The sequence below is a fragment of the Amycolatopsis sp. TRM77291 genome (genome assembly GCF_054166285.1).
In genome coordinates this window covers 947,641-962,853 of sequence record NZ_JBSZHF010000001.1, presented here as the reverse complement: position 1 = coordinate 962,853, position 15,213 = coordinate 947,641, and the positions used below count along the sequence as shown (strand labels likewise).

At 65.9% G+C, this 15,213-nt stretch carries 8 protein-coding genes; 4 read left to right on the top strand and 4 right to left on the bottom strand.

Annotated features, from left to right (window positions below):
- Positions 1-28: 28 nt before the first annotated feature.
- From ACXIZN_RS04610 to ACXIZN_RS04595, 4 genes are all read right to left on the bottom strand, one after another.
- Positions 29-379 (bottom strand): hypothetical protein, encoded by a 351-nt coding sequence (locus ACXIZN_RS04610; protein WP_457952709.1) that lies wholly within the window; start codon positions 377-379, stop codon positions 29-31.
- Positions 380-517: 138 nt separating this feature from the next.
- Complete coding sequence (locus ACXIZN_RS04605; RefSeq protein WP_457952708.1) at positions 518-1,603, bottom strand: helix-turn-helix domain-containing protein; 1,086 nt, start codon at positions 1,601-1,603, stop codon at positions 518-520.
- Complete coding sequence (locus ACXIZN_RS04600) at positions 1,600-2,406, bottom strand: hypothetical protein (protein ID WP_457952707.1); 807 nt, start codon at positions 2,404-2,406, stop codon at positions 1,600-1,602. The genes ACXIZN_RS04605 and ACXIZN_RS04600 overlap by 4 nt, the downstream gene beginning before the upstream one ends.
- 852 nt (positions 2,407-3,258) lie before the next feature.
- On the bottom strand, positions 3,259-4,992 hold the full coding sequence (locus ACXIZN_RS04595; RefSeq protein WP_457952706.1) for a hypothetical protein: 1,734 nt from the start codon (positions 4,990-4,992) through the stop codon (positions 3,259-3,261).
- Positions 4,993-5,405: 413 nt separating this feature from the next.
- Here ACXIZN_RS04595 and ACXIZN_RS04590 point away from each other — a divergent pair, with 413 nt between their 5' ends.
- Genes ACXIZN_RS04590 through ACXIZN_RS04575 form a run of 4 tightly spaced genes read left to right on the top strand, consistent with a single transcriptional unit; the run spans position 5,406 to position 14,189 of the window.
- Positions 5,406-6,929 carry a TIGR02677 family protein gene (locus ACXIZN_RS04590; RefSeq protein ID WP_457952705.1) on the top strand — a complete coding sequence of 508 codons (1,524 nt, stop codon included), beginning with the start codon at positions 5,406-5,408 and terminating at the stop codon, positions 6,927-6,929.
- A complete protein-coding gene (locus tag ACXIZN_RS04585; RefSeq protein WP_457952704.1) occupies positions 6,929-8,041 on the top strand; it encodes a DUF2398 family protein in 1,113 nt (370 codons plus the stop codon). Before ACXIZN_RS04590 ends, ACXIZN_RS04585 begins: the two co-directional genes overlap by 1 nt.
- On the top strand, positions 8,038-12,924 hold the full coding sequence (locus ACXIZN_RS04580; protein WP_457952703.1) for an SbcC/MukB-like Walker B domain-containing protein: 4,887 nt from the start codon (positions 8,038-8,040) through the stop codon (positions 12,922-12,924). Before ACXIZN_RS04585 ends, ACXIZN_RS04580 begins: the two co-directional genes overlap by 4 nt.
- Complete coding sequence (locus ACXIZN_RS04575) at positions 12,921-14,189, top strand: Wadjet anti-phage system protein JetD domain-containing protein (protein WP_457952702.1); 1,269 nt, start codon at positions 12,921-12,923, stop codon at positions 14,187-14,189. Before ACXIZN_RS04580 ends, ACXIZN_RS04575 begins: the two co-directional genes overlap by 4 nt.
- The last annotated feature ends 1,024 nt before the right edge of the window (positions 14,190-15,213 follow it).

The following is a 15,213-nucleotide window of genomic DNA, read 5'->3' as shown; positions in this document are numbered from 1 at the left end:
CCTGTCGATCTCGGGAGAACACTGTTAACTACCGGTCGAAGTGGTTGGTCTGTGTGTTGTGGTCACCGATCTGGACCCCACGACCGTCTCGAACTTCGACCGTATACCTTCCGGCCACCTCGGTGGCTGGTCGCGTTGCAGCCCCACCCTCGGTTCTGTGTTCGCGCTGCAGCTGGCGTAGCGAGACAATCAGAGTGATTGCCCCGAGAATCAGTCCTGCGATGCCTGCGACCCAGCTCAGCGCTTCGACCACCGGCCGATATGGATGGTTTTCCTCCCACAGCCAGTTCAATGCGCCAAGCTGCCACGCTCCCCAGAGCACCAGGCCGACAGCAGCCATGCCTCCGAGCCACCAGAAGCGGCGTCCAAGCCTGCCCATACGACCTCCCCAGCCGACGCTTCGCCACCGACTTCGTTCCAGAGTAATCGTTGGCTGCACGAAGATCGCTACGGCGCTACCAGACGTGTAGATCGAGCCTCAGATGTCTCTGACGGCACAGCTTGGCGGGCTCTTGCGCTAGCCAGCCGCCGGAGAACGCGATGTGATGGTCCGGAATAGCTCAAGCGGTGCCTGGCACTCCGATGCGAGTGCAAGTTCGTCTACCTGGGTTTCGGTGCGAATGAGTTCGATGGCGCGAGGTAACAAAGACGGCCGCTCCAGCAAGGGCATCGGACCAGGCTCGCGGCGCCGCCATCCTCTGGAAGACACCGTGACCATCGCGTTGCGATAGGTGACGTCGTTCATGACGCCGAGCGTTCGCGCCCGGAACAAGAGTGCTTGCAGGCTGACGTTCCAGTGCTGCTTGAGCTGGCCGAGTCGTCGCCAGTCCGCCCTGCTTGGCAGCTGTTCGGCGATCTCATCCGCCGGCATCAAGAACTCCGCGGCGAAGCGTTGCGCTTGATCCTCGACGATCCGGCCCCCTGGCTCGGCATCCACATGCATCACCAGGTGCCCGAGCTCGTGTGCCACGTCGAAGCGTTGGCGGTAGTAGTCGTCCTTCAACGGATTGAGCAGGATAATCGGCCACTCGGGCGTGTCGAAGGAGTAGGCGTCGACCGTCGCGTTGTCCAAGGGGCTGAACACGATAAGGCTGCCATGACTTTCCGCCAGCCTGACAAGATGTCCGACTGGTCCCGACGGCATTTCCCATTGCTTTCGCAGGAGTAATGCCGCCTCCTCCGGGGCGCGACCACCGGTTTCTTCCGTTGATACCGGGTAGCTGGGCAGATCGCGTTTCGGGAACTCGACATGCCGCTCGATCGTGGTCGCGATGTCGACGGCGAGGCATCCGTAGGAGTAGGCCTGATCCCGCGAGATCTGACTGGTCGATCTCAATGACCGGAAGTGCGGGGCGGTGGCAGCGATCGGGAACGACTGCTTCCTGGCCAGAAAGAATCCCGGGTCTACCTCCAATGCGATCGCCAGAGCGCCCACCGTGGCCGGCGCCGGTCGCTTCATCCCGCTCTCGTATGCCGCGACCGCTGTAGGCGTCTTCTGGATCAACCCCGCCAGAGCGTTCTTCCGCAAGCCCGCCAGTTGTCGAGCCAGGGTTAGGCGACCGCCGTCGAAGAAGGCGGCGATATCACCCAGCCGTTCAGTCATACGTCACCAATAGCACGCGGTCCGCCATCACCGCGCGCCGACCTCCGAACTCGCACATCCGCGTCAGCAGCATCTCCGGACGGCGGGAGAATCGGGTCGACCGGCTGAGGCCGCACCCCGCTCCGCTGGGGCCCAGGCGGCAGATCCAGCAGATTCTCCCGCCATACCCAGGCATCGCCACGGTCAGAGTTCCACCGGATACGACCGAAGAACAGCTCGAAGTCGACGGTCACCGGGTCCATCGCATGCGCGAGAACCAAGGTCTTCCGGAGATCACGCTCGTCGTCCGGAAGACCTTCCAACGGCGGCAAGCCGGGGATCGCCGTGACTGGGAACAGGCCACCGTCGTCCTCGGAGTGAGGTTGACGCGCAACTGTCTGCTTCGTGTCGCTCTTCTCTGGCCAGCGAATCTTCCTGACCTGCCCGAACTTGTACGAGGCCAGCAACCACCGCCAACCATCGACCACCCAGCCAGGAGATCCGTTGAGGTCATGTCGGACCACGGTGCCCGCCGGCAGCAACGGTATCGACTGGAAGTCACGGCCGGCGATGCCATCCGCCAGAACGTCACGCCCCACCGACTCCTCCCCCGGCAGTGCCGCGAAGTCCCCGCACTGAAAGACCCGGTCGAGACGATCCAGCAGGTAGATGTAGGCGTTGTATCCGATCCAGGACTGCTTGTGGCCACCTGCGGGGTTGTAGTCCTGACGCACCTGCTGGTAGGCCGACCGGTGCGCCCAGGCGATGCCGTCCAGCACGCCAGAGCCACGCAACATCCCCAAAACCCTCGCCTGCTCAGTCACGAGTCTGAACTCTACCCCAACGCAGTATCAAGTGCGTGAAAATGAACCAGCCGAGCTTCTGGACTTGCCCATGCCGACGAACGTCGCTGCTCACCGCGCTGCAGAAGTACGACGTCAAATTTGTACGATCGCCGACTCTGCCCCTCACGACACCTCTCAAACGGTGGAGGCGGCACCCGCTGATGACAGTTCTCAGCCACTGCAGCGGCTGAGCTCACCGTTCCGGACCCTGCTGGTAGCTCAGAGTTCGTACCTGCCGTGTCCTGAGCGCCTCCGTTTCCGCGCTTCCTTCTCTTCCCCTTTTGGACGGCACTGGAACAGCGCGGCCTGACTTCGCTTGACGAGGTCGGACGCGACGGCGGCCTCGTGCAGCCTCTGCAAGTAGAGAACGCGCTGGTTCGAACACAGCGGCGAACACAGCAGCGATCGCGGTCAGCAGCACCGATGCCGCGACCAAGAGGCATTCACCCCTGTTAAGCTCGCGATGTTGAGCAAGTCGTCCTCCGGTCTGCCCCACCAAACCAGTCGATGGGCACTCCTATCGAGGCTAGTGGCGCAAGAATCAGGAGGCCGCGTGCCTCGGTAGAGCAGTACACCCGGCCTGCCCCACGTGGCGATCCTGTCGTGCCAGGTGTATTCGACCAGGATGACGTTACGCAGCTCGGACTGGCTCAACGCGTCGATCGAGGCGGGTTTCTGGCCGGTGTCGAACCAGACTCACGTTCTGCCTGTGGCGCGTCACCCACCGCGGCCTGGTCGCCGTCGGTCTCGTCCCTGACGGGGGGCAATGATCGAAGCAGATTCAGGAGCGGTTGAGGGATGAATCGCAAGCAAGCACCGCACCCTTCGCCACTAGCCCAGCTCAGTCGGCGGACCTCCAGCCGTCTCGGCAGAAAGAAGGCCGATCGCGTTGAAGAGGGCTGTCATCTGTTCCTCGACGAGGTCGCTCGCACCAGGGCCGTGCAAGGCCCCGTCAGCGTGCGGGTGCAGGCCGAGCAGTGTGATCCCGATTGCGTCGTCCAATCCGGGGTAAGGGCTGATGCGACCTTGCAACAGTTCCTTCGCGGCGTCGAGGAGATCGGCGCCCCAGCTCTGAACGGCGTCCTCGCCGGTGTCGAGGATTTCGGCTCCCTCCTCACCCGTCAGTAGGCCGTCCTCCGCCAGCATCTGAAGGGTATGTTCGAGCTCGAGCTTGCCGTCGGCCAGCCGCAGGTGGCGAGTGACCGGATCGTAGGCGACGGCCAGGCAGTGTTCGTCGCGGCGGAAGTGGCCTTCCTCGATTCCGCCGTCCCAGGTTGAGCGGCCAAGGTCCGCCCAGCCTTCGGCGGCGAGTCTCGCCTCGGCGATATCGAGAACCGTGTCCAGGTAGTCGGTGTCCTGGCTTCCGTAGAGCTGCCGATATGTCTGCTGGCCCTGCGTGCGAGCCAAATCGGCCGCCATGCCAGAGAGAACGAGCGGCCGGAGAAGCGCTTCCAGCTCCAGATTGGGTTCCATCGCACAGCCACCTCGACGGCACCAGCCCTCACCAGGGCAGGACAACGTGTACCGGTACACCGCATCGACCCCGTCCTGGGTGGCCACCGATCGGGAAACGCACAACAGGTAGCTGTGCAGGGGACTCGGCGCACCGAGAACGCCTTTGTGCTCGTGGAAAGCACCCCCGTCGACATACACCACCAGGCCACTTCGCCCGGCTCCCGCCCAACCGGCGATGGCCGCGCGAGCGGCAGCCGACGTCATCGCGTCCTGGCCTGGTTCCCACGAGTCGAGCCGCCACAGCGGGCTGTAGCGCCAGTCACCAGCCGCTGCCACAGCATCGATCACCGCCAGAGCGACCGCGGGTGCCGACTCCTCGACAAGCTGGTCTCCCAGCGTCGCCGACGTCGCGAGCAGCTCACTGGCCACACCTGGGTCGTCTGCCGCCGACCGACCTCGCAGCGGTTCACGTGTCCACCATCGAGCCGCGGCCGGCACGAGCGCCTCATTCGCTTGCGCGTCGAGCGTGAGTTCCGCTCGCGGATCCTCGTTGCAGGCACTGCCCAGCACCGTGTGCAGCACAAGTTCCAGTTCCCCGATACCGCCTGTTTCCATGGCCAGATCCGGGCGATCCTCGTCGGCCGGCAGCTCCACGGTGACCTTCCCGAACTCGGGGAAACCCGTGACGGCGACGGATCGCCTGCCCGGCTGCCGGTCGTCGAGCGACTGCTCCGCCGGCAATGGATCGCCGTGGTGATCGATCCTGGGGATCCAGGCCGGTCGCTTCTCCTGCCGATGCCGGATCAGATCCACCTGCTGTAGCAACTGTCCCTTGGTGGGATAGGAACGTAGAAATCCCTCCGCTGCGGGCCTCACCAAGGCATCCAGTTCATCCCTTGTCAGACGCTCAGGATCATCGGGGATCTCGATAAAGACCTCCGGCTGGACCATCTCCGCGACGCGGGCTTGGACCGCCGCACGGAAGCGGGCGTCGAACCCGCCCATGGTCGTCTGGAACGCGGTCCGCGCTCCTTCGATGTCAATCCCATCGCCGACCAGTTCGTCCAAAAACGCCAGCAAGATGTCGTTGCCCGCGACAGAAAGCGCCATGCTCCGACAATAGCTCTCACCCGGTCCGCAACATGAATCAGCCGTAGTCACTCACGCACCGACCACGGTTCAAGCACACGCTGACTTACACCATTGACTGCCTTCCCCGCCGCGTCCAAGCGGCCAGGACGCGGCCTGCGGCGGTGATCACCGGCGCAGCGACGCCGCTCCGGCACGCAGGAGAGCCGCGGGTGCCGTTCTCCGGACTTGGACAGCCAATGACCATTATTTGTGCATTTCTAACGGGCAAAAAGAGGTCAGAATCAGCCCCACTGAACCGCAGTCCAGCAAGGCTGGTACAAACGAGTGGCTTCGAATGATCCTTTTGATGAAGACGGCGCGCGAAACACGGTTCGAGTTCGCCGGTCTGATTGCATGTACACCCGTGCGCACACCGGAAGGGAGGCTGGACGATGCGGCGCGACTCCGGCGATCGGCAGTCACTGTTCGCCTACGTCACTGCGGACGAGGCGCCCGAGTACCGCGCTATCGTCAGCGTGCTCTTCATCGCCGCGGCCGAGTACCGATCCGACCTCACGCTCGCCGACGTCGACCAGGCGTTGCGCGGTGCCGAGTCTCCCCTGGTTCTATCCCGAGAGGTGTTGACCCGCAGGCTGACGCAACTGTGCAAGTGGGGCAACGTCGATCCCGTCCGCGACGAGAGCTGGGCACACGACCTGCGTTCGTACGAACTTCGTGCCGACGTCTACAATCTGAGCGCGGGCGGTGAGGCCGCGCACCAAGCGGTGGTGGCCCTCGAGGAGACGCTGCTCAAGACGATCGGCCTGCAACGGGTGGCTCTGCTTCGCGTGCACGCCATCATCGAACAGTTCGTAGCCGAGGCGTTGAAAGACGCTCCGGACGGGGACATGGTCTATAACCTGGCCGAGGAGCTGCACGGGGCGTTCAAGGCGCTGGCCGGAAATGCCGGCCGGTTTCTGCAACGGGTGAACCAGATCCTGAACGCACCCGCCGTTCAGGTCGAGGACTTCCTGTTGTTCAAGGTCGACACGATTCACTATCTGGCGGAGTTCACCGACCACCTCGATGACGTGTCCGAGGCCGTCGCCCCGCTCTTCGCTAGCCTGGAAAGCGAGGCTGCCAGGTATTCGGCCGCACTCCAGGCGGGTGCGAAGGCGTCCGGAGAACAGTTCATCGACCAGGCCGACCGCTTGGAGTCGTGGGCCGTACGCACGGCGACGCGGATGGACGGGATCCGGCGCTGGTTCGTCCCGGCCGGCGAAGGGCTGGCCGCTGGGCAGCAACTCCACCGCATGGTCCGCCGTGCGGTGCTGGGGATCGGGGCGGTGCTGGATCGGGTTCGCGACGCTCGCCTGATGCGCACGGGCAGCGCCTCCGATCTCCTCCGGCTGGCCCGCGGGTTCTCCGGTTCGGTGACCGATGAGCACGCACACGCGTTGTGGCACAACGAACTCGGCCTGAGCAGCGCCCGCCACTTCAGCGAAGACGTGGTGGACGACGCCTCGCCACCGTCCCACGACTGGTGGGACGCACCGGTGGTCCGCCACACGATCAAGCTGCGTGCCGTCTCGTCGCCGGACCATGTCGGCCGGGCGAGCCGGACACCGAACCACTCGGCAACGAAACACCTGCTCGCCGAGGCAGTCCGGCAGCGGATCGCCGAGGCCGAGAACGCCTGCGCCACGCTGGTGGGGCTCGGCCGGGTCAGGCTCTCCGCCGTGCGGCGATTTCCCGACCACACCACGCTCACCCTGCTCGCCGGTCTGGTGGCGCAGGCGCAGCGAGCGACAGCGGACCTCGGCTCGGGCGAGCGTAGGGCAACGAGCGTCGACGGTCGGCTGCGCATCACGCTGCTTGAGCCGCCCACCGGGCAGGCAGCCCGCATCGACTCTCCGGCCGGCCGCTGGACGCTCCCGGACTACGAGATCCACATCGTCTGGACGAGGGAGCTCTGATGGTCTCCGGCGTTTCCGCCGAGCACGACGCGGCCGACCGGGCGCGGGCGATCAGGGCCTTGTTGCGTTCACCGGTGCTGGATCGGGCGAAATCAGGGTTCGACCTGGTCGCGAATCACGAGGACTGGCTGCGCCGGTGGTTCCTCGGCACCTGCGACTGGCGGCTGGTGGTCGACCGGCGCCGAGGATTCGCTCGATTGCACAAGGTTCCGGACCCGGATTCCCGTCCACGGCCCCCGTTGCGTTCGCTCCGCTCGGACGCCAGGCCGTTCGACCGCAGGAGATACGTGCTGTTCTGCGTGACCGCGGTCGCGATCGGACAGTTCCCCCGCGGTCAGGTCTCGCTTCAGGACCTGTCCGGTCGCGTCGCCGACCTAACGGGCGCCGACGAGGAGTTGACGCCGTACGACGCCTCCGACAAGGCGGAGCGCTTGGCCCTGGTTGACGTGCTGGACCTGCTCCGCTCGTACAGGGTCCTCACGACCCTCGACCAGCGCGACGACTACGAGACCGACCAAAACGCGAACGCCCTCTACATCATCGACGACCGCAGGCTGTCGCAACTGTTCACCCGGCGTGATCCCGACGCTGAGGAGAGCTCCAGGTTCAGTGTGATGCGGCGCCTGCTCGATGACCCGGTGCTGCTCCGCGACGACCTCGACGGCGAGCAACGGGAGTTCCTCGCCGGCTCGTCCCGGTCGATCCGCCGGCACCTCGCCGAGGCAGGACTGCTGCTCGAACGCCGGGCAGGAGGCTGGTGCGCCGTGGATCCGACCGGCGAGTCGACGGACCTGCGGTTCCCCCAGCCCAACACCATCACGCACCAGGCCGCGCTGCTGGTGATCAGCAAGCTCGGCCGCAGGCGGGAGGACGTCACGGACTGGGTGCCGGCCACCAGACTGCGGCACCTGCTGGCGGATCTGATGGCCGAGCATCCCCGCTGGGCCAAGGGACACCGGGTCGACGGCGGCCTCGACAAGCTCGCCACCGAGGTGCTGGACGTCCTGGACGCCTTCGGCCTGATCCGGCGCGACGAGATCGGTTTCGAGCTCACCCCGGCCGCGGGCCGCTTCCGCGACGTCGTCGTCACGACCACCGGAGAGAAGAAATGACCACCACAGCGGCCGAGTCGCTCTTCGGCACCGCACACCCGACCCGTCGCCGGTGGGAACCGTTGCGGGCGGGCATCATCGGGCTGTTCCACTACGACGAGCAGGTGTTCACCTTCCACCGTGGCCGGTTGTTGTTGCTCGGAAACAACGGATCGGGCAAATCGATGGCGCTCGAGGTGCTGCTCCCCTACGTGCTGGACGCGAACCTATCGCCCGAACGGCTGTCGACGTTCGGCGTCCAGGATCGCGGCATGTTCCTGTGGCTGCTCGGCCACGACTCCAACCAGGAGCGCACGAACGCCCGCGGCTATGTGTGGGTCGAGTTCGGCAGGCTCACCGACGACGGTGTGGAATATTGCACGGTCGGCGCCGGCTTGCAGGCCACACGGGCCGGCAAGCGCGTCCTCTCTTGGTACTTCACCACTACAGGCAGAGTCGGGATCGACTTCGAACTGGGCCCCGCGGGCAGCGAGCCCAAGAGCAACGTCCAGCTCGTCCAGGCGCTGGCGGACCTCGGTTCCCGCGGCCTGCCCGGTCAGGTCCATCCGACGCCGGACGCGCACCGCAAGGAGGTCAACCGAGTCCTCTTCGGGCTCGACGACCGCCAGTTCGAGTCACTGCGCAAAACGTTGCTGCACCTGCGCAAGCCGAAGCTGTCCGACAAGCTCTCTGAGGACAAGCTCGACGAGTTGTTGCGCGACTCCCTGCCGCCGGTCAGCGAGGTGGTCACGAACGAACTTGCCGACGGGTTCGAGCGACTCGACCGGCACCGCGATGTGATCGCCGAGCTCACCACGGCCCACGCGGGCCTGAGCGAACTGCACCACGCCTATGCGACCTACCTGGAGGTCGTAGTCGCCAGAAGAGCGGCGGAAGTCGTCGGTGCGCTGGGCCGGGTCGACGAGAAGGCCAAGCTCGCGGGGGCCGCGTCCGGAGCTCAGCGGCAGGCGCAGGACGACCTGGCCCAAGCCCAACACCAACTGAAGTTGCTGCGGCAGGAGGTGCGTTCGCTCGGGACCGAGATCGAAGCGATCAAAGAGCTCGACTTGTACAAGAAGGGCGGTCAGCTCGTTCCGTTGCTGGAGAAGGCGGTGGCGCTGCGGCACGCCGCAACCGGCAGCCGTGCCCAGGCGGACCAGCTCGCCGAGACCGCCGCCCGGTTGCGGGAAGAGGCGACCGCCGCGGAACAGGCCACAGCCGCCGCGGTGGTGACCATGGACGAACGTGCTGCCGCGGCTGACCGCATGGCGGGACGCCTGGCGCACGACCGGCTGGCCGCGGTCGCGGCGGACCTGGTCGCGAATCTCGACCCCTCGTCGCCCGACGGCGGCCCTGCCGTCGCGACCTTGCGCGGATCCGTGCGGGAACGGCTCGACGAGCTCGACCGGTTGCTCGGCCTCGTCCAACGGATGCGGTCCGCGGCACAACGCCTCAATACCGCCCAAGAGGCCACGGTGAGGATGAAGCAGCGGGTCGAGCACGCGGAAAATGAGGCCGAGAAGGCCCGTGAGTTCCGGCGCGAACTCCTGACCGCCTACCTCGATTCGGTCACCGACTGGGTCGGTCACAGCCCCCAACTGGTTTTGGGTGCGTCTCCGCCACCGTCCTGGCCGCTCGACCTTCCCGGGCAGGCGGTCACCGAGTGGCGGCGGCGAGCGGCGGAGGTGCGACGGACCGCGCTTGCTGCCGAAGCGAACGCCCTGGAGAAGATCCCACCCATCGTCGAGTCTCTCGGGCATCGCGCGGCGGAGCTGATCGGCCGGTGCTCGACGCTGTCGGCCGCGTGGCCGGGTGTCTGGAGCAGTGCTCGTGACACCCGTGACACGAAAATCGCCTTCGCCGACGAGGTCCGGGCCTGGTCGACGGGCCTGCGTGAACTCTCCGCCGCCGCCGAGGTTCCGGAGTTCCTGCTCAAGCCCGCCCCGCGAGCCCTCACCCGGATGAGCGTCGTGGAGTGGGCCTCGGGCGCGGCCACGACGCGTGCGCAGGAGATCGAGCGGGAGGCGGCCAGCATCCGGACCGAACTCACGACGGCCACCGGCACACTCGACGACACGCTGGCGGAACACCGGCGGCTCGCCAGTGGCGGACTGCCCGTCCTGCCCGTACCGCACACCCGTCTCGCGGAACGCCTCGATCGCGAAGGCTTACCGTTCTACCTGCTCGTCGACTTCGTCCCCGGTCTGTCGCAGGAGCCCGGTCAGCGCGCTTTGCTGGAGGCCGCCCTGATCGGCTCGGGGCTGGCGGACGCCTGGGTGTTCCCGGACGGCACGGTCGCGGCAGGACCGGACGACGAGCCGCTGCTCGACGTCACACTCACCACAGGCACCGTGCGGGCGTTCACGCCGCTGTCCGCAGCGTTGTGCCCGGACCCCGCTCTGCCGCCGGACGGGCCGGTGTCCGCCGAGGTGGTTCGCGCTGTGCTGGCACGGATCGGGCTCTTGGACTCCGCTCACGGAGATACCGACGGACTCACCGTGGCCTGGGACGGCTCCTGGTCAGCGGGCCCGTTGCGGGGCGCCTACCGCAAGCAGAGCGTCGACCTCATCGGCGCCGGCAGCCGTGAAATCGTGCGTCTGCGGCAGATTGCTCTATTGGAGAAAGAGATCGCGACTCTGGAGCGTGTCTGCTCATCGTTGCGGGACCGGCTTCGCAAGACGGCGGAAGCCGCTCAACGGGCGGAGGAGGAACGGGCGGCGATTCCCGCCGATGACTCCGTGCACATCGCGGAGGCAGCGCAGGCACAGGTGATCAGCGAAGCGCTCGCTCTCATCTCCAGGATCGCCGAGGACGTGAACGCGCTCTCCTCCGCCGGCCGATCGGCGATCGCGACCGCCCAGGCCACGTTCGACGCGCTCGGCCTGGGATTCGACCGGCAGGCGTTTCCCGACGTCGAACTGCCGGGATTCGAGCGCGACGCCACCGCAGCGATCACGGCGATGCCCGGCCTGGTCTGGTCCGGTCACGCCGAGGGACCGGACACCACCGCGCTCGACGTGGCGGCTAGCGTCGTCTCAACGGCTTCTGCTGGATGGCAGGCCTTGAGCGACCACGCCGTCGAGGCTCTCTCCGCAGTTGCTGTGCGCGTGAGCGAACTCGAACGCCAGATCCAGTTGCAGCCCTCGGACAAAGCGGTAAACGACGCCTCTTACGAGGTGAACGTCAAGGTCAGGATCGTCCAGGACCGCGCCGCCGATCTCACCTCCGCTCAGCGCGACGAGTCCACGGCCGAGAAGGGGCACGAAGACGCGACCCTGTTCGCAACGACCGCACTCGATATCGCCGGGCTCGCCGAGCACGGCGAGCGGCTCGACGTCATCCGGACCGACACCGAGCGGTTCCGGTCGGCGGCCGAGGACTGGATCAACGCGACGGTACACAGCCTCGGCCTCGCCCTCGTCTCCGTGACGGCCGTCAGAAACGCCCGCGCGGCCGAGAAGATCTCCGGCGATTCGATCGCACTCGCGGCCGAGGCGGAAGAAGCCGCCCTGCTCGCCAGGAACAAGTACGACGATCTCAACAGGCAGATGGGCAAACCGCATCAGGATCTGATGGCCCGTCTAGACGGGCTTCAGTCCACGTTAGGCGATCGCGCCCGGTCGGTGGACACGCGAGCCGCAGCGGAACTCGAACTAGGACGTGCCGTGGAACGCACGAAACACGAGGCCTGCGCCGCACAGGACAAGCTCAAAGAGGCTCGCGCACAGCTGTCCGCTGCCGCCGAGTCTCTCGCTGACGTGCACCGGCTCGGCCTTCTCCACCTCCCCGGTGAAACCGAGCCACCACCGCCGTTCGGTGAAACCCTGCGCACGGACCAGATCGAGACCGTATGCGGTTGGGGACGAGCGCTGGTTTCCAAGGCGCGCCGGGACGTCACGCACGAAGAGAGCGCTCAAACGACGGCCGGACGGGTGCGCACCAAGGTGGAGCCGGCCCTGTCCGGACACATCGTGGTGCGCGAACGAGTCGAGCACGGCGTCCTCGCCTTGTCTGGCAGCCTCAACGGAAAGGAACGTTCCCTCCGGGACACGCTCGCCGCACTCACCCGCGACCTGAACCAGACAGAGGAGCTGCTGGAGAAGGAGGAAGCCGAGCTCTTCGAGCGCTTCCTGTCCGACGAGGTCCGTCTTGAGGTCGGTGAACGGATCCACGCGGCACGATCTCTGGTGGATCGGATGAACGCGCTCATGAGCGCGCACTCCACCACATCGGGGTACACCTTCAAGCTGTGCTGGGAGCCCGCACCGAAGTGCGACGTGCCGGCGGACATGATGGAGCTCCTCCAGAAACCGGAAGGCACGCTCTACCGCAGCGAACGCGACCGGCTGTCGGACTTCTACCGGCGCCGCATCGCGAGCACACGGGTCACCCCTGCCTCCGAACCGTGGCGCGAGCAGCTGGCGACGATGCTCGACTATCGGTTGTGGCACAGGTTCGACCTCGTCACAAAGCAGAGCGGCAGCACTTCGTGGACGAAGCTGGACCGTCGCCGGCACAACGCGATGTCCGGTGGGGAGAAGGCCGTGGCCCTGCACCTGCCGTTATTCGCCGCGGCGGCAACGCACTGCGAGGCGAGCAGAATCGTGGTGCACGAGAACGGCCGGGCCGGTCCGGGATGCCCACGATTGATCCTGCTCGACGAAGTCTTCGCCGGTGTCGACGCGAAGAACCGCGGCGCATTGTTCGACCTGATCACGAAGCTTGACCTGGACCTGGTCGCCACGAGCGAGTCGGAGCTGGGGCTGCACCCTGAACTCGACGGCATCTCGATCTACAACCTCGTCGTCGAGGACGCCCTGCCCGGCGTGCTCGCTTCGCGCAGCATTTGGGACGGGACAATCAGTCATAACATGCTAGATCACGATCTGGACGCGCTGACATGACCGAAATACCCGAGGTCCTGCGCACCCCGAGCTGGGCCTGGTTGCGCACGACGGTGCGCGAGCGGCTTGAAACCGACGGGAACGCGGCGTCGGTCCGCATCGACCTGAACGAGCTGACACCCGAGGAGTCACGGGTGTTCCGCTGGCTTCTCAAGGTACCTCCGACACGAGCAGGCGAGATGCGGGTCGCGGTGGACCGGCTCGACAAGGCGTTGTCCCAGAAGGTAACCAACGGCGTCGGCCTCCAGGAGACCCTCGCCTTTCTTAAAGGCGGGCCGCTCGGCGATCACCGGGCGGCCCGCCGGCAGGCGCGGGCCGACCGGATCGCCCGGGACCGGCAGAGATACGACGAGATCCTGAAGCTGACGTCCACCGTTCCCGAGCTGGAATACGAGTACAACGCGCTGCTCGAGACGCCACCGGATCCGGTGCTCCGCGTCCCTGCGGGATCCCGGAGCGGAACGACCAGGTGGACGCTGTACGAGTTGGCGCTGCGCGCCGCGATCCTCTGGCACACCGACACCCGGGCCGGGCACCGGCTGAAGGCCCAGCAACTGGCAGGCAGAGCCTGGAACGACACCAAGGCTGAGTGGACGCTGCCGCGCAGGTTCGCGTTCGGCAACCTGATCGGTCAGTCGTTCGAAACGGCCGTCGACATGGCGGACACCGAACTGCTCATGCGCGGCCCGTTCACGTGGATCGCAGAGGACACCATCGCCGAGGCTTCCACGACCGAACCCTGGATCGGCCTGCCCGCCAACGGGTTGCGGACGCTGGGAGACACCGACTTCGCAGCCAGGGGCGTACTCCTTGTCGAGAATAAGGAAGCGTTCCAGGCCGTGTGCGAAATGCCCGAGATCGTGAGCACATGGCTGTGCGTCTGGGGCCAAGGACAGGCAAGCGACGGTCTGGTCGGTTTCCTTGAAACACGCGACGTCCCCATCGCGGCGTGGCAGGACCTGGACGCCTACGGGATCGACATCATCCGCAACCTGACGAAGCGCCTCGGCCGCCGCGTCGACCCGATCGGCATGTCGGTCGAGCTCTGGAAGAACGGCGTGAAGCTGACGCAGAGCGAGAAGAAGCTCGCCCTGGCCCGTGATCTAGCCCGGCACCTCGCGGTGCACGGTCCCCCACAGCTACGTGAGCTCGCCTCCCACATCGCCGAGACCGGTGAAGCGTGTGAACACCAGACGCTCTACCGGGAAGTGCTGCCCACTCTCCGGCAGGATCTAACCGCGCTCGAGGAGGCCTACTACTCCTGATCGGCACCAGGCGGCGGAGCCCACCCCGAGCCGTCGAACATCGGATTGGCTCCCGCCTGACGGCGTGGGTGCTGTCGACGGAAAGTCAGCCGCCACGCCGAGTCTTCGTCAGGCTCGCGCGGCGAGCGGCCTCGCTTCCTGGAGCGCGGCCATTCGAACGGGAGCGTTGACCACGCCGAAACCGTGATAGCCGCCGACGCGCCCGGTCTGCTCAGGTACCCACACATGCGCAGGGAGGGCTTCTGTCCGGAGCGTTGCCACCGTTCGACACGTTCGGGGGTCCAGAGCACCACTTTCGGCCGTCGTCCGGAGGGCAGTTCGACGTAGGAGGCAGGGGTAGGAGGCGATGGGCAGTCGTGGGTCGCGAATGGCAGCGTTGATCATGGCGCGGAGAGCGGCGCGGGAGCGCTGCACGATGGAGTCGCTCGGCATCTGCGAGCCCAAAGAGTCTGAAATAATCCAGAACCAGGCGACATACCCCGACACAGCGACTGACCCTCAACCAGACAAAAAAGTCTCGTTCAACATCACTCGATACCGTCCGACACGTCAAATGTCGACTTTTACCAACTGGTTGCCAGCTGCCGATTCGACAGACTGAGGGGCTGTCCCAACTCGAAGATCATGGTCGCCTATCCTCTTGTCGTTGAGCTGCCCTGAACTCTCACACTAATTTCCCTGGAGCAGATCTGGAGCACAGCGTCAACCACAACAACGCCCAACTACGCAGAGCCGCATCGAGCAGACTACAACTGCTCCAGCCGACCAGCGGGTTCTCGATAACCGCAGGTCAGTGCCTTGCTCGAACCTGACTGGCAGTGAGGGGGTCAGGGGTTCGAGTCCCCTTAGCTCCACAGTGACGAAACACCGCCCACCTGGCAGATATGTGCAGGTAGGGCGGTTTTTTCGTTCCGGCTCACTTTGAGAACTGGCGTGCCGAACTCCAGTTACTTTTCAGTAGCTGGAGCAAATCTGGAGCACGCCGTCTCTCCACTGCCAAATGGGGTCACATCCTCTGCTCCAG

Coding starts and splice junctions, on each gene's coding strand:
- ACXIZN_RS04575 (WP_457952702.1), top strand. CDS start 12,921: ATGACCGAAATACCCGAGGTCCTGCGCACCCCGAGCTGGGCCTGGTTG.
- ACXIZN_RS04585 (WP_457952704.1), top strand. CDS start 6,929: ATGGTCTCCGGCGTTTCCGCCGAGCACGACGCGGCCGACCGGGCGCGG.
- ACXIZN_RS04610 (WP_457952709.1), bottom strand. CDS start 379: ATGGGCAGGCTTGGACGCCGCTTCTGGTGGCTCGGAGGCATGGCTGCT.
- ACXIZN_RS04590 (WP_457952705.1), top strand. CDS start 5,406: ATGCGGCGCGACTCCGGCGATCGGCAGTCACTGTTCGCCTACGTCACT.
- ACXIZN_RS04605 (WP_457952708.1), bottom strand. CDS start 1,603: ATGACTGAACGGCTGGGTGATATCGCCGCCTTCTTCGACGGCGGTCGC.
- ACXIZN_RS04580 (WP_457952703.1), top strand. CDS start 8,038: ATGACCACCACAGCGGCCGAGTCGCTCTTCGGCACCGCACACCCGACC.
- ACXIZN_RS04595 (WP_457952706.1), bottom strand. CDS start 4,992: ATGGCGCTTTCTGTCGCGGGCAACGACATCTTGCTGGCGTTTTTGGAC.